The 13,975-nt window shown below is 64.7% G+C and carries 14 protein-coding genes; 5 read left to right on the top strand and 9 right to left on the bottom strand.

The window, feature by feature from the left end; all coding sequences use genetic code 11:
* Window positions 1-54 precede the first annotated feature (54 nt).
* Both QX010_RS25800 and QX010_RS25795 read left to right on the top strand, forming a co-directional pair.
* Complete coding sequence (locus tag QX010_RS25800; protein ID WP_315804982.1) at window positions 55-1,260, top strand: M20/M25/M40 family metallo-hydrolase; 1,206 nt, start codon at window positions 55-57, stop codon at window positions 1,258-1,260.
* A gap of 760 nt (window positions 1,261-2,020) precedes the next feature.
* Window positions 2,021-2,539, top strand: coding sequence for a GNAT family N-acetyltransferase (locus QX010_RS25795; protein ID WP_316182720.1), 519 nt, complete (start codon window positions 2,021-2,023; stop codon window positions 2,537-2,539).
* A gap of 225 nt (window positions 2,540-2,764) precedes the next feature.
* On the opposite strand, the gene QX010_RS25790 is transcribed toward QX010_RS25795, so the two are convergent.
* A complete protein-coding gene (locus QX010_RS25790) occupies window positions 2,765-2,917 on the bottom strand; it encodes a hypothetical protein (RefSeq protein ID WP_316182718.1) in 153 nt (50 codons plus the stop codon).
* 416 nt (window positions 2,918-3,333) lie between these two features.
* Here QX010_RS25790 and QX010_RS25785 point away from each other — a divergent pair, with 416 nt between their 5' ends.
* Entirely contained in the window at window positions 3,334-3,711 is a 378-nt protein-coding gene (locus QX010_RS25785; RefSeq protein WP_315804984.1) for a hypothetical protein, read from the top strand.
* A 271-nt stretch (window positions 3,712-3,982) separates the two neighbouring features.
* On the opposite strand, the gene QX010_RS25780 is transcribed toward QX010_RS25785, so the two are convergent.
* From QX010_RS25780 to QX010_RS25770, 3 genes are all read right to left on the bottom strand, one after another.
* Window positions 3,983-4,438 (bottom strand): RbsD/FucU family protein, encoded by a 456-nt coding sequence (locus tag QX010_RS25780; protein WP_316182716.1) that lies wholly within the window; start codon window positions 4,436-4,438, stop codon window positions 3,983-3,985.
* A gap of 69 nt (window positions 4,439-4,507) precedes the next feature.
* Window positions 4,508-4,846: a hypothetical protein gene (locus QX010_RS25775; RefSeq protein ID WP_315804986.1), complete on the bottom strand. Its 339-nt coding sequence runs from the start codon at window positions 4,844-4,846 to the stop codon at window positions 4,508-4,510.
* A 216-nt stretch (window positions 4,847-5,062) separates the two neighbouring features.
* A complete protein-coding gene (locus QX010_RS25770) occupies window positions 5,063-5,710 on the bottom strand; it encodes a hypothetical protein (RefSeq protein ID WP_315804987.1) in 648 nt (215 codons plus the stop codon).
* Window positions 5,711-5,881: 171 nt separating this feature from the next.
* Between QX010_RS25770 and QX010_RS25765 the strand changes: the two genes are divergently transcribed.
* Window positions 5,882-6,619 carry a hypothetical protein gene (locus QX010_RS25765; protein ID WP_316182713.1) on the top strand — a complete coding sequence of 246 codons (738 nt, stop codon included), beginning with the start codon at window positions 5,882-5,884 and terminating at the stop codon, window positions 6,617-6,619.
* Window positions 6,620-6,643: 24 nt separating this feature from the next.
* Window positions 6,644-8,224, top strand: coding sequence for an endonuclease/exonuclease/phosphatase family protein (locus tag QX010_RS25760; protein ID WP_315804989.1), 1,581 nt, complete (start codon window positions 6,644-6,646; stop codon window positions 8,222-8,224).
* Window positions 8,225-8,387: 163 nt separating this feature from the next.
* Here the strand turns inward: QX010_RS25760 and QX010_RS25755 are convergent, their stop codons facing one another.
* Genes QX010_RS25755 through QX010_RS25735 form a run of 5 tightly spaced genes read right to left on the bottom strand, consistent with a single transcriptional unit; the run spans window position 8,388 to window position 13,918 of the window.
* Window positions 8,388-9,398 carry an ABC transporter ATP-binding protein gene (locus QX010_RS25755; protein ID WP_315805006.1) on the bottom strand — a complete coding sequence of 337 codons (1,011 nt, stop codon included), beginning with the start codon at window positions 9,396-9,398 and terminating at the stop codon, window positions 8,388-8,390.
* Window positions 9,395-10,390: an ABC transporter ATP-binding protein gene (locus QX010_RS25750; RefSeq protein ID WP_316182710.1), complete on the bottom strand. Its 996-nt coding sequence runs from the start codon at window positions 10,388-10,390 to the stop codon at window positions 9,395-9,397. Before QX010_RS25750 ends, QX010_RS25755 begins: the two co-directional genes overlap by 4 nt.
* The gene (locus QX010_RS25745; RefSeq protein WP_316182708.1) at window positions 10,390-11,295 is read right to left on the bottom strand and encodes an ABC transporter permease; all 906 of its coding nucleotides are present in this window, start codon (window positions 11,293-11,295) and stop codon (window positions 10,390-10,392) included. The genes QX010_RS25750 and QX010_RS25745 overlap by 1 nt, the downstream gene beginning before the upstream one ends.
* A complete protein-coding gene (locus QX010_RS25740; protein WP_316182707.1) occupies window positions 11,292-12,272 on the bottom strand; it encodes an ABC transporter permease in 981 nt (326 codons plus the stop codon). Before QX010_RS25740 ends, QX010_RS25745 begins: the two co-directional genes overlap by 4 nt.
* Window positions 12,273-12,322: 50 nt before the next feature.
* Window positions 12,323-13,918 (bottom strand): ABC transporter substrate-binding protein, encoded by a 1,596-nt coding sequence (locus QX010_RS25735; RefSeq protein WP_315805010.1) that lies wholly within the window; start codon window positions 13,916-13,918, stop codon window positions 12,323-12,325.
* Between the last annotated feature and the right edge of the window lie 57 nt (window positions 13,919-13,975).

Here is a 13,975-nt window from a genome sequence, read left to right as displayed (position 1 = left end):
ACCGGCCGCCCGGCTGGATGCTCCGGGCACATCGTTCATCATGGGAATCGCTTCATGTCCGTCGACACCGCCGCCGCCACCGATCGTCTGATGCGTTTTCTCGCCGTGCAGGGCGTGACCGGACAGGAAAAGGCGATCGGGCGCGAGATCATGGCGGCGCTGAAGCAGGCGGGGGTCCCGGCCAAGGCGATGCGGCTCGATGATGCCAACACCCGGATTCCGCTGCCGACCGAGACCGGCAACCTGATCGTCGAGCTGCCCGGCCGCGGCACGATGCACAACCAGCCGCGCGTCATGTTCATGACCCACATGGACACCGTGCCGCTGTGCGCCGGCGCGCAGCCGAAGATCTCCGGCCGCAAGATCGTCAATCAGGCCAGGACCGCGCTCGGCGGCGACAATCGCTGCGGCTGCGGCATTCTCGTCACCCTCGCGGCCGAGCTGATCCGCGAGAGGCTCGATCATCCGCCGATCACCCTGCTGTTCTGCGTGCGCGAGGAGAGCGGGCTCTATGGCGCGCGGCACGTCAACACCGACGACCTCGGCGGGCCCGAGATGGCGTTCAACTTCGACGGCAGCTCCGCCTCCGCCGTCACGATCGGGGCCGTCGGTGCCGACCGCTGGGAGGTCGAGATCTTCGGACGCGCCTCGCATGCCGGCGTCGCGCCTGAGCGCGGCATCAGCGCCACCATGATCCTGGCGCTCGCGCTCGCCGACGTCAAAGCCGGCGGCTGGTTCGGCAAGGTGGTGAAGGGCAAGGGCAAGGCCGCGAGGCTTGGCACCAGCAATGTCGGCCCGGTCACCGGCGGCGAAGGCCGCCCCGCGGGCGACGCCACCAACGTCGTGACCGACTACGTCCACGTCCGCGGCGAATGCCGCAGCCACGATGCCAAATTCATCCGCGAGATCACCAAGGCCTACAAGACGGCTTTCGAGAAGGCGGCCAAGCAGGTCACCAACAGCGAGGGCAAGTCCGGCCGCGTCAAGTTCAAGGCCGAGACCGACTATCATCCGTTCCGGATGAAGGAGACCCTGCCCGTCGTCAAGCGCGCCACCGCGGCCGTCGCCGACATCGGCGCCACGCCTACCTTGCGCGCCGGCAATGGCGGCCTCGACGCCAACTGGATGGTCCGCCACGGCATCCCGACCGTGACCTTCGGCACCGGCCAGAACGAGCCGCACACGACAGACGAATGGATCAACCTCGACGAATACGACCGCGCCTGCGCGCTGGCGCTGCGGCTCGCGACGATGGGCTGACACGACGCCGATGCAGGAAGCCTGCGCAACGCCGGCGCGGGACATCGTCACCACCACTTCCCTCCTTCGGGCGATCGATCTGCAGACAAGGCCGAGCGATCTCGCGGCGGCGTACGCCCGAGTTTTGCATGGAGCTGACCTCTCCTACGAAGAAGAGGCGCAGGGAAGACCGGGTATCGGCTGATACCCGCGGTCCGCGTGCAACAAGAAGCACGCGGCAGAACCACAGGTTCAGCCCAATATCCGGCCTTCCCTGCGCGACGGTTTGACAGCTTATACGTGCTCTCCTCGGGGAACGGCTGTCTTGCCCCCGTCGCCTGCGGATCATCACCGCCGGCTTGGCATCAGCACCGCGATGCCAGGACCACACGATTTCGCCGTCGCATCGCTCCGTTCGTCGGCCCGGCTGTGACACCCGGCTGCGGAGCAACACGCCCATCGCATCTTCCGGCTCGACGCTCGTGACGATCGCGAAACGTCCCTCTTCAGCGAGCCGGGATGTCCGGAAATGTGGAGGTGATTTGCCCGACGTGACAAGGGAGAAGTCCGCGACAATCTGGCACGACGGGCAGTTGGCGCATGGAAGGCATGCGAGGATTGCCCGCCGTGCAGATCGCCTGCGCCCGGCACGACCAGACGATTCCGTTCGGCCCATGTCAGACAGCGGTAAGCTTGATGACGTTCACATAACATGGCGCAAGGCGCAGAGGCAGCTTTGGAGCGAGGAGAGCCTTTGACTCATGACATCGGCGAAAGCCGCGTGACACTCGAGATCGCGGACAACCGGAATCTGCAGGACTTCAAGAGAGAGTTGCAGGAGGCCTTCTCGGCCGCCGTGATGGACGAGGTCGGCTCGGTCCCGGACCAATCGATCCCCTCCGACGACGATATCGAACAGTCATTCAACGCGGCGGGCGCCGTGACGTATCATATCCTGTTGGATGGCACACCCGTCGGCGGCGTCGTTCTGACCATCGATCCGATCTCGCATCACAATTCGCTCGATCTGTTCTACATCTCGATCCGGCAGCATGGCCGCGGCATCGGGCAAAGGGCCTGGCACGCGATCGAGGCGCGCTATCCGGACACCAAGGTCTGGCAGACCTTCACGCCCTATTTCGAGAAGCGCAACATTCATTTCTATGTCAACAAATGCGGATTCAAGATCGTCGAGTACTACAATGCCTTCAACCCGCTGCCGCACCAGCCGCCCCCGCAAGGCATGCCTGACGAAGGTGACTTCTTCCGCTTCGAAAAGCTCATGCAGGACGGTCGGTGAGCGGATGGAGCACGTTGGCGCTGAGCGATCGATCAGTTGTCTTGCGCACGGTATTTCGGCCGTCAACGCATGCTTTGCGTGGGGGCCGCCGGTGTTGCGGCGACCCGTCGCTTCATCCTCACGGCGCAGGCAAGCGGGCCGGTGCCCCGGCAAGCCCATCGCACGTGTCGCGCAAGCTCATCTAAACGCGCATCTGTTCATGGACGAGCGCTCGTGGTCGGGTCGTCAGCTCTTTCGCTCGAGCGTCGAGACGACTTCGTAGAGGCCAGGGTCGGCCTGGCCGAAAGCGTTGTTGCCCTGGATCAGGCCGCGCGCCATGAGGCGCTCGATGACGCGCGCTGCGGCGTCTTGATCCGCGCTTTGCGCGTAGTTCACCACGCGCGTCCCATCCAGGCTGCGATGCAGGCTCGCGGATATCCACCCGTCCACCTCTCGAGCCGCTTCGGCGGCCCTTGCGAGATGGTCGATCAGTGGCTGCTGCTGACGCCGGAGACGTAACGCCGAGGTTCCAGGAAGTCAATCCGCCGACAGGCCCACCTCCACGGCGATTCGACGACGCGCACAAGTTCGGTCGGCGACCCGGAACTCCAAAGGGCAGCAGCGGTTCTAATGCGGTGGACCCTGACATTCACTTTGGGAGCGCCGCTGGCACCTGAAGCGAAGTCGGATCCAGCACGGCAACTGATCATCCGTCTACCGGCATGCCCCGCTTATGACAGTCGTCAACAGTTCTCGGCAGAGCCGGACACCTCAAGACATCCGCCGATCACGGCGCACTTCACTGGAGGCCTGACATGTCGACCAAGAAATCTCTGCTCGGCCGCACGGCCGCAATCGCTTCATTGACCGCGCTCGCCATCGGCGCCTTGACCCCGACCAGCGCCGACGCTCGGAATGGGCGCTGGCACGGCGGTGGTGGCGCTGCCGTCGGCGCGGCGCTGGCGGCCGGAGCCATCGGCACCGGTCTTGCGATCGCAGCAAGCCGCGACGCCTATGATTACTACGATGGTCCGGTCTATGGCGGCCCGGCCTATTACGAGGCTCCCGCCTACTATGGCGTGAACCCGCACGCCTATGGCTACTACCGCAAGGGCGAATACCCCTATCAGGTCTATGGCGGCGACAGCCCGAACGCGGTCTGCGCGCAGGGCACGACCTGGAATTGCCGCTGAGGCCGCTTCTGATTGAAACCTCGGCGCGGCACCGGGCGAGGTCTCGTGGCGCTCGCCCGGCGCTGGACTCCCTTTTCTGCCGTCGTGACCAGTCCCGTAGCCGCCATGAGCGCAGCGACATGCAAGACTGACCTCTCGCCGGGGCGCTTCCCCTGACGCCCATTGAGCCGCGGCGGGCGCGACGCGTCGAACGCGAAGCGGATGACCGATCGCGACCTACTGGCATGCACACCCCTGCCCAGATGCGGCGCGCCAGCCCGCATCGTGATCGCTATGCGCCATCCAGCGGGATGACGCCCTTGCTGAAGATGAAGCAGCCGTAGAACCGGCGCTCGCCGGTCGCGATCACGCAGTAGGCGCTCCTGGCCATTTCATAGAATGCGTAGCGCTCGACGCCGACCAGCGGCCACGGCCTGCCTTCGGCGCTGTTGGTCACCGCCTGGACCTCCTGCTGCACCGGCGTCACCTCCTCCGGCTTGCCGACGACCTCCATCCGGATGGCGGCATCGTCGATGAAGGTGTCGAGCGGAAGCACCGACAGCACCGCCTGGACGGCCCTGGCCGCACTCACATTGTCGATGCGCAGCAACTCGCCGAAGACGGTCTGCCGCGCGATCGCATCCGCCGGAAAGTTGGTGTCGCAGATCACGAGACGGTCGCCATGCCCCATCGCTCTGAGCGCGTAGAGCACGTCGGCATTGAGCAGCGGATCGATCCCCTTGAGCATGTGGTCTCCCTGTCAGTTTTCATGGACGGACCATGTCGGCAGTTGCGACCGCAGCCATCGCATTGCGGGCTACGCTCGCCCCTCGCCGACCAGCCGAAGATCGATGCTGCCAATCAGGTCCGCGCGCAGCGTTTCAGCGGCAGCCATCGCCGCCATGGTCTGTCGCAAGGTGCTCACGTTCGATCCGAGCGAAACGATGCCGCCGAGCACCGCGGCAATCGCCCCGAGGACGACGACCGCATTGGACCCGAGCAGGCCCAGTACCGCCCCGAGCAGCAATGCGGCGCCGCCGGATATCACGATCTTCGAGGCCAGGATGATCTTTCGACACCGCTCGGCCATTTCGGCAAGCTGTTCGATCCGCCGCTCGATGAGGGAGATTTGATCGCTCGGGTCGTCCTCATCCATCAGACCAACTGTTCTCCACGGTGTTTGCTTTGGGCGAATTCCGTCCCGCCCACCAACGTACGGCCATTGACCGGACATTCCAAGAGATGGTTTGCAGCCGTGAGGAATCGACCTTGATGAAGCTCGCGATCATCCGACATGGTACGGTGTTGGATCACGCCAACACATGACATTTGGCTTTGCCACGGCGCGACCAAGGCGAGGAGACTCTCGAGGCTAGGCCGGCACGGGAACCCCGGCCTTCTTCTCCAGCGCGGCCACCCGGTCGCGAAGGCTGCGGATCTCCGCGACCAGGTCGAGGACGTCCGGCGCGGGTTGATGCCCGATCATCCCGACATGGGTCGTGGTCACACGAATGGTCGACGAGTTGATCTCCATGCTGGTGTGGGAGCTTGCAACTGGACCCGGTTGCAGTGCAGGCGTTGCGGGGACTGCGATCGTAACGCCACCGGCCACAATTCCGTCTGGAGCGGCAACAGTTTTCTCGAACCGCGCGGCGCCTTTGACGGTCACGTCTTCGAGTTTCGCAGCACCGTGAATCGAAACGCCCCCCGCGTAATGCTTGCCATCGTTGAGAACAAGCTCGTCTGCCTGGGAGTGCGAGAGCGCCGCGCGCGCCGCCGGGGGCACTTTCGGGCTCTGGAGCTGCACCGTCTCGACGTTGCATACCATCATCGCTCGCCCCAGCCAGGCCGGAGCCAGCAAGAGACGCCCCGCGTGGGCCTCCGCGCCGTCAAACTCGATTCTGAGCATGCCGGGATAGCCCTGCGCGTCGACGGGAATCCTGACGTTGCCGCTCTGCAGCACAGTCGTTGATCCTTCCAGGATGACCGACGTGTCGGTGAGTTTGATGTCGCTCGTCATGTTCGCCGCCTCCCGTTAAAGATGTAGCTTAAAATATCGTCAACTCGGCCGCCGCGGGTTGATTCACGTCAACGCTCCATCGGCTGGCGCCTGCGACCGTTAGCTATCAAGTAGGATGTTCTGGCGCGCGACAGGCCGCGCTCAGAACATGCGAACTGGCGGGGTCTTGAAATGCCCAATGATCTGCACACCGTCCTGAGCGGCATTCACGGATTGAAGGTCGACGCAGTCGAGAGGTCGGTTCCGGCCTGCGCAGACCATGCCTTTGCCTGGGCAGGCAAGCTGCTCGCCGCCCCCCATCCTCGCGCCCGCGCCGATTTCAGCTCGGCTCATCAGCGGGCCTGGCTCGAGGCCATGAGCAATCTAAGTGCATGGAAGACGCGGCAGATCGATCTGAACCTGCCGGCATCGGAGAAGCTGCTGATTGTCGGATGGTACTTCCCGGAGCTCGCGAGCCTGCTCGGCACTGCGAAAGAAAAGCATGTGGTCGTTCTGGTATCGAATGATGCTCCCTGGCTCTCCGAGCTGAAGGACGCGGGCACCACACTGAACTTCCGGGCCGAAGGCGGTGCGTCGGCGCTCGCCGCGTACATGCACGAAGGCCGCAACGTGTTCGCGATGATGGACAACATTCATCCGGGCACCGAGTTCATCCGCAGCCCATTCTTCGGGCGCCCCGCCAAGACCCCGGCCGCCATTCTGAGGCTTGCGATCCGCAACGGCTACACGCTGGCGCTGATAGCGCCCAGGGACAACCGTGTGGAGGTGGTGGCGACACTGCCCACCGCCGGCAAGCAGCCGGAGGATCTTGCTGCCTGGGTGAACCAGAAGATCGAACAGGAGGTCAGACGGGCGCCGGAACGCTGGCTGTCCTGGCCGACGCTTGCCTACCGCTTCCAGGCAAGCTGATTCACCAGTCAGGAGGACGCGCGCATGCCCACCACGTCGTTCAATCAGCTCGCGCAGCAGGCCGACGCACTTCACCCGCCGCAATCGCTGCACAGCCTCTTGTCCAGGCTGCGCTACCCCGGAGCGGCACCGGGAACGACCCTGCCGACGGCTTCGTTCGCCGACGCAGCTTGGCGCCTGTCGGGCCCCTCCACGACACGAATTTCATTCTTGCACTACAACATCTGGTGCCTGCGCGCGAAGATCGGACTGAAGGAGATCGTCGCCGCTGCCGGGGGAGTGGGCCACTTCGCGGCTTGTCTCGGGGTCTCGTCGGCCGAGTTCATCGGCAAGGCACTGGAGATGGTCGGGGCCGACATCGGAGATGTCTGCGACCGCATCTTCCCACCGATCGTGGAAGTCTGCGGCGTTTCCGTCAACCCGCTGAACGATGCCTGCAAGCTGGTGGGCGACTGCCTCTCGCTCGGCGGATACATCATCGAACATCTCAGTTCCGACCTCGACTGGCTGATAAGCCTCTTCTCGATCCCGGAGGAGGTCGTATTCGAGCTGCTGATGCAGATGGTCGCGCCGGTACTTGGCGTGTTCGAAGTGAGCGCCATGGAGAAGCCGGTTATCCCCGAGCGCGCCGACGAAATCGGCCGGAGGGTGTTCGCCTACGACCTCGTATCGCTGGTCGAGGCTTGGGACCAGGATACGAGGGATAAGATCCTGGCACATGGCACCGCGCAGCATGTCGAGGGACCGACCGGCTCCCTCGCCTACAAGCAGCTGCAGAGTGGGATTCTCGTACTCAGCCCGACGCGGACGATCGAGAATGGCGGCGGGCATGTCTATGCCGCGGACGGCGTGTCGCGAGTCATGCCCGGCGGATGCGAGATGAGCTACATGTTCGATTCCGACAAATGGGCGAACAAGGGGGTGCAGCTCACGCGTATCCCGGTTGGCTTTGGTGCGATCGAGCTATATTCGACGCACGTTTATGCCGGCGACGGCGGCCTTCTGTCGCCCGGCCCGACCGACGCGGAGAAGATCGACGTCAGGCGCAGGCAGATTGACGAGTTGATTGCCTTCATCAAGGCGACGCACCTTCCATCCAACGTGGCCATTGTCGCCGGAGATTTCAACATCGGCGCGGACACCGACGAATACCACAATCTGGTCGCGGCGATGGAGCAGGCCGGCTTTTATGACCTGTGGACCGTCCCGTTCGATACGATGAAAAGCGATGGTTTGACCGACCGTCACGGCGAGGGCGACGAGCCGATCTACAACGACTTCAATACCAACTGTAAGGTCTATCGCGCCAGCGAGGCATATCGGCAAGCCTACGATCCGGCCCTTGCCACGCCAACGATGTCGGACGATGTCGATTACTACTGCGACGACATGCAGCCGGACGACGCGAATCCCACCGGATCCAGGATCGACTACCTGTTCATGGAACGTGCGACTGCATTTCACGGCTTCAATCTCGACGTCTCGCGTGTGCGCCGGCGCGCTTTCAAGTCACGCATTCGCTGGGTCGTCACCCCCGGCCCGCAGGACTATCTCTCGGACCACATCGGATTGGAGACGACTTTGTTCGCCAGCCCAAGGCACTGACCCAAGATGCGTTTCGGCGGAAGCGCATCATGATCTCATCCCTTTGTTGGAGCATGATCTCCGCGGAAAACATATTTTTGATTTTCCGAATTACATTCCAGCTGGAGCCGAGCAGGCTCGCGTGCGCCGAGCTGATATCGCGCGATTGCACGGCCCGCTTGTCTCAGGGCAGCTCGGCAGCACGGTGGCACGCAACGTAATGATGTGATCCGATCGCATCCAGAACGGGGAGACGCTGCGAGCATTCGTCGATCGCCATCGGGCAGCGCTGCGCGAAACGGCAGCCGGGCGGCGGATCGACCGGGCTCGGCGGATCGCCCTTGACGAGATAGCGGCGCTTCAGGTCCTCACGCATCGGGCCGGGCGGCGCGGCGGCCGCAATCAGCGACCACGTATAGGGATGACGGGGCGCGGCGAAGATGTCGGCCGCCGGCGCCTGCTCGACGATCTTGCCGAGATACATCACCGCGACCTCATCGCAGAATTTCTGGATCACGCCGAGATCGTGCGAGATGAAGATGTAAGTGAGATCACGCTCGCGCTGCAGCCGCTTCAACAGATTGAGGATCTGCGCCTGGATCGCCACGTCGAGCGCGGACACCGCCTCGTCGCAGACGATCAGGTCGGGCTCTGGCGCCATCGCCCGAGCGATGCACAAACGCTGGCGCTGGCCGCCGGAAAACTGATGCGGAAACAGGTCGGCGGCTTGCGGCGGCAATCCAACCTCGGCCAGCAGCCTGCGCACCCGCTCGTCGCGCTCGCTGCGCGTCCCGATTCCGAGCAGGTCGAGGGGCTCGCGGATCTGATCGCCCGCGCGGCGGCGCGGATTGAGCGCCGAGAACGGGTCCTGGAACACGATCTGCAGATGCCGCCGCACCTCGCGCAGCGGCTGGCCGGTGAGGCCCGCAATGTCGCGGTTGCCGAACACGATCTGGCCGGATGTCGCCGGCACCAGCCGCATCACGGCCTGCGCGGTGGTCGACTTGCCCGAGCCGCTCTCGCCGACGATGCCGAAGGTGGTGCCGCGGCGAACGCGAAAGCTGACGCCGTCGACCGCGTGCACGAAGGACGGCTTGCCATGGCGGCGGCCGGCCGGAAAATGCACGACGAGGTCGTTGACGTCGAGCAGCACCTCTTGGGCGCCTGTCCCGCGGATGGCTTCCGCCATGCTCATGCCGCGATCTCCGTCCTGCGCCAACACGACACTGCGTGCCCCGGGGCAATCGGCTCGAGCGCAGGCTGCAGCTTCGCACGGCAGATGTCGCGGGCCTGCGCGCATCTTGCGAGAAAGGCGCAATCGGCACCGCGCGCGCCGAGTGGCGGCACCATGCCGGGGATCTCGCCGAGATCGACCCAGGGCCGCGGCGGCTCGCCAAGGGCGAGGTGCGGAACACAGTTCAGCAGACCCCGCGTATAGGGATGACGCGGCGCTGTCGCGATCGCGTCCGCGGCCCCCGCCTCGATGCAGCGTCCGGCATAGAGCACCAGCATCTCGTCCGCGAGCTCTGCGACCGCGCCGAGATCGTGGGTGATCAGCAGGATCGCCGTGCCGGTGCTGCGTTGCAGCTCGGCCAGCAGGTCGAAGATCTGCGCCTGCACGGTGACGTCGAGCGCGGTGGTCGGCTCATCGGCGATCAAGAGCTTCGGCCGCCCGGCCAGCGCCATTGCGATCATCACGCGCTGGCGCATGCCTCCCGAGAGCTGGTGAGGATAGGCATCGATCCGCTGCCCGGCCGCCGGAATCTGCACGGCGCGGAGCAGCTCGATGGCGCGCGAGCGCGCCGCCGCGCGATCGAGCCCCTGGTGCCAGCGCAGCACCTCTCCGATCTGATCACCCACGGTGAACAGCGGATTGAGCGCCGTCATCGGCTCCTGGAAGATCATCGACATGGCGCTGCCGCGCAAGCCCCGCATCTCCTTCGGCGGCAAGGCCAGCACGTCCCTGCCCTCCAGCACGATGCGGCCCGAGGTAACGACGAAATCCTCCGGCAGCAGCCGCATCAGGGCCAGCGCCGTCATGCTCTTGCCGCAGCCGGATTCACCGACCAGCGCCAGGGTCCGCCCCGGTGCGACCGTGAACGACAGGTTCTCGATCACCGGGACGAGGCGGCCGGCCCCGTTGCGCATGCTGACGTTGAGATCATCCACTTCGAGCAGCGCACTCATCACGACCTCCGCCGCAGACGCGGATTGATCGCGTCGTTGAGACCGTCGCCGACCAGGCTGATCGCGAGCACCGCAAGGAAGATCGCCGCTCCCGGGAACATCACCGCCCACCAGGCATCGAGAATGTAGTTGCGGTTCTGGCCCAGCATCAGCCCCCAGCTCATGACGTTCGGGTCGCCCAGACCCAGGAAGCTCAGCCCGCCCTCGAACAGGATCGCGACACCGATCGCCAGCGTCGCCGACACGATCACCGCGGGCAGCGCATTGGGCAGCAGCACGCGCAGGATCAAGTTCGCGTTGGAGGCGCCCGCCGCGCGCGACGCCTTGACAAAATCGAGATCGCGCAGCCGCATGAATTCCGCCCGCGTCAGCCGCGCCACAGAGGTCCAGCTCACGCCGCCGATCGCAAGCGTGATCGTGGTCAGCTTCGGCCCGAACAGTGTCACCAGCACCATCGCGAACAGCAATGGCGGCAGGATCTGGAAGAACTCGGTGATCTTGACCATGGTGGCATCGATGGCGCCGCCGAAAAAGCCGCCGACCGCGCCGATCACGAGTCCGATTGCGATCGTGATGAGCGCCGCGACGGCGCCGACGGCGAGCGTCGCGCGCCCACCATGGATGAGGCCGGCCAGGACGTCGCGTCCGAGATAGTCGGTGCCAAACCAGGCATCAGCATCCGGCGGCATGAACGGGGCGCCGACGAGATCGAGCGGATCGACCGGATACAGCGATGGCCCGACCACGGCCACCAGAATGATCAGGATCAGCATGCAGGCGCCGGCGACGCCCGACGGGCTCTTCATGAACTGCCGCAGCGCCAGGCGGCCCGGCGACGCGGCGGTTCGCGCGGGCAGATCGGCCGGCGACGTCGACGCCTGCGAGGTGCTCTCGATCACCGTCATCGCCGTCCTGTCCGAATTCGCGGGTCAACGAGGCGGTAGACCACGTCAGTCAGAATGTTGGCGGTCATCACCATCAGCGCAGAGAAGAACAGCACCGCCATCAGGGTCGGATAGTCGCGACGCAGGATGGAATCGAACACCAGCCGGCCCATGCCGGGCCAGCTGAACACGGTCTCGACCAGCACGGCGCCGGCGAACAGATTGCCGAACTGATGGCCGGCGACGGTGACAATCGGGATCAGCGTATTGCGCAACGCGTGTTTGCCGACGACCAGCCATTCCGGGAGCCCCTTGGCACGGGCGGTTCTGACATAGTCGGCCGACAGCGCCTCGATCATGTTCACCCGCGCCAGCCGGCTGTATTGCGCGATGAACACGAGCGCGAGCGTCAGCGAAGGCAACACCAGATGGCGGCCGACATCGAGCGCGTAGGCGAAGCCCTGCTTGGGATTCACCACGTCGGTCATTCCGACCACGGGGAGGATCGGCCATACCGAGCCGAACAGCAGCAGCAACATCAGCCCGGTCCAGAAGATCGGCGCGGCATAGCCCGCCAGCGAGACCACGGTGACGGCGTGGCTGAAGGGGCCGTTCGGCCGCCGCGCGCTGACCACCCCGAGCAATGTGCCGATCGCGAGCGCACCGGAAAGGGCGCACAGGGTCAGATAGAGCGTCGCCGGCAGCCGCTGCAGGATCAGGCCGAGCACGGGCTGGTTGAAGTAGTAGGAGTAGCCGAAATCGCCGACGGCGACGTTCGCGAGATAGATGGACAGCTGCTGCAACAGGCTCTGGTCGAGGCCGTATTTGGCCCGCAGTGCCGCGACGACCTCCGCCGATGCGCCGCCCATCTCGCCGGCGATCACCTGGACGGGATCGCCGGGAGCAAGATGGATCAGGCAGAAGTTGAGCACCAGCACGGCGATCAGCAGCGCGACAGCATTGATGATCTGCCGGGCCAGATGGGTGGCGAATGCCATGGTGCAGCAAGTCTCCTCGTGGCTCTCACGAAACCGGGGATAGCTCCGCCTCAGGTCTTCGGCGGCGTTTCCCAGTAGAGCTCGTCGAGCGGCGACATCATGCCCCAGATCGAGTTCGGGAGATTGCCGAGCCCCTTGGCGAAGGCATTGTAGTACGGGCTGACGTTGATGAAGTAGATCGGCACATCCGAGACGACGATCTTCTGGAACTCCGAGTACAGCGCCTTGCGCTTCTCGGGCGAGGTTTCGACCGCCGCCGCCTGCAACAGCTCGTCCACCTTGGGATTGGAGTATTGCTGCGTGTTCGACCAGATGACGCCCTTGCGGATGTTCGACGTCAGATAGGTGCGGTTGACGCCGATCACCGGGTCACCCCAGTTGTAGACGGTGTCCATGGTGAGGTCGAAATCGAAGTTCGAGACGCGCTGCGCCCAGGTCGGGAAATCCGGCGCGGCGCGCACCTCGAGATTGATGCCGACCCGCTTGAGCTGCGAGCGCAGGTACTCGGCGACGTTGCGCTGTTGCTCGTCGCCGCCCGGAATGTAGTCGATGGTCAGCGAGAAGCGCGAGCCGTCCGCCCCCTTGGCGTAGCCGGCAGCATCCAGCAGCGCGGCCGATTTGGCGTAGTCGACCTTGTAGGGTTCGACGGCGGCTTCGGCGAGCGGCGAATCCGGTGCAATTGGCCCCAGCGACGGCGTGGCCTTGCCGCCCATCAGCTTGGAGACGATGAAGTCGCGATTGGCCGCATAGGCGATGGCCTGGCGCACGCGGACATCATCGAGCGGCTTCTTTTTGGTATTGAAGGCAAGCCAGTTGAGCGGGCCGACGCCCGCCATGCCCTTGTCGGTCACGACAAGGTTCGGCGACTTTTGCAGACGATCGATGTCGCGCGCGCCTGCGATGAAGGGAAACGCGTTGAAATCGCCGCGTTCCAGCGAGACGACGGCCGCATTCTGATCCGACACCAGCCTGACCACGATCTTGTCGAGCTTGGGCCGGCCAGGGATGAAGAACTTGTCGAATTTCTCCAGCGTGTAGTATTCGCCCTGCTTGTACTCGGTCAGCTTGAACGGGCCGGACCCGATCGGCTTCAGATTGGCCGGATGCGTCTTGAGGTCCTGGCCGTCGCCATAGATGTGCTTGGGAAGGATCGGCATCAGCGCCGGCGACATCGCCAGGAGCAGCGACGGGCTCGGGTTTTTCAGACGGAGGATGGCGGTCGCGGGATCAGGCGTCTCGACCTTGTCGACCGCCGCCAGCATCGTCTGGAACGGATGGTTGGCCTTGATGGCCATGATCGAAAACGCGACGTCCTCGGACGTCACGGGGTGGCCGTCGTGGAAGACGGCGTCCTTCACCAAGTGAAGCGTGACTGAAAGCCCGTCAGCCGCGACCTCCCAGGACTGCGCCAGATAAGGTTGCGGATTCCACTTGTCGTCATAGCGCAGCGGGCTCGCGAAGATCTGGGCGGTCGGCATGGCCGTCGCCATGCCCGACTGCACGGCGCCGTTGAAATGCCGCGGCACCTGCGTGGTCGCGACCACCAAGGTGTTGCCGCCGGATGACTGCGCCTGCGCCGCGGGGGATGCGGCCGTGGCCGCGACGAGACCGAGAGCTCCGAGCACAAAATGTCGTCTGATCAACATGGCTATCCCGCTTCCTGATTCACGACCGGGTGGATGATGAGAAACTGGCGTGGTGGT

Source organism: Bradyrhizobium sp. SZCCHNRI1009 (assembly GCF_032487575.1).
In the GTDB taxonomy this organism is placed as follows: domain Bacteria; phylum Pseudomonadota; class Alphaproteobacteria; order Rhizobiales; family Xanthobacteraceae; genus Bradyrhizobium.
Note: the sequence above shows the minus strand (reverse complement) of the source record. Positions and strands in the feature narration are given on the sequence as shown.

What these genes read in the sequence shown, in the direction of transcription:
- QX010_RS25800 (WP_315804982.1), top strand. Translation starts at nt 55, where the DNA reads ATGTCCGTCGACACCGCCGCCGCCACCGATCGTCTGATGCGTTTTCTC.
- QX010_RS25785 (WP_315804984.1), top strand. Translation starts at nt 3,334, where the DNA reads ATGTCGACCAAGAAATCTCTGCTCGGCCGCACGGCCGCAATCGCTTCA.
- QX010_RS25780 (WP_316182716.1), bottom strand. Translation starts at nt 4,438, where the DNA reads ATGCTCAAGGGGATCGATCCGCTGCTCAATGCCGACGTGCTCTACGCG.
- QX010_RS25775 (WP_315804986.1), bottom strand. Translation starts at nt 4,846, where the DNA reads ATGGATGAGGACGACCCGAGCGATCAAATCTCCCTCATCGAGCGGCGG.
- QX010_RS25770 (WP_315804987.1), bottom strand. Translation starts at nt 5,710, where the DNA reads ATGACGAGCGACATCAAACTCACCGACACGTCGGTCATCCTGGAAGGA.
- QX010_RS25765 (WP_316182713.1), top strand. Translation starts at nt 5,882, where the DNA reads ATGCCCAATGATCTGCACACCGTCCTGAGCGGCATTCACGGATTGAAG.
- QX010_RS25760 (WP_315804989.1), top strand. Translation starts at nt 6,644, where the DNA reads ATGCCCACCACGTCGTTCAATCAGCTCGCGCAGCAGGCCGACGCACTT.
- QX010_RS25755 (WP_315805006.1), bottom strand. Translation starts at nt 9,398, where the DNA reads ATGAGCATGGCGGAAGCCATCCGCGGGACAGGCGCCCAAGAGGTGCTG.
- QX010_RS25750 (WP_316182710.1), bottom strand. Translation starts at nt 10,390, where the DNA reads ATGAGTGCGCTGCTCGAAGTGGATGATCTCAACGTCAGCATGCGCAAC.
- QX010_RS25745 (WP_316182708.1), bottom strand. Translation starts at nt 11,295, where the DNA reads ATGACGGTGATCGAGAGCACCTCGCAGGCGTCGACGTCGCCGGCCGAT.
- QX010_RS25740 (WP_316182707.1), bottom strand. Translation starts at nt 12,272, where the DNA reads ATGGCATTCGCCACCCATCTGGCCCGGCAGATCATCAATGCTGTCGCG.
- QX010_RS25735 (WP_315805010.1), bottom strand. Translation starts at nt 13,918, where the DNA reads ATGTTGATCAGACGACATTTTGTGCTCGGAGCTCTCGGTCTCGTCGCG.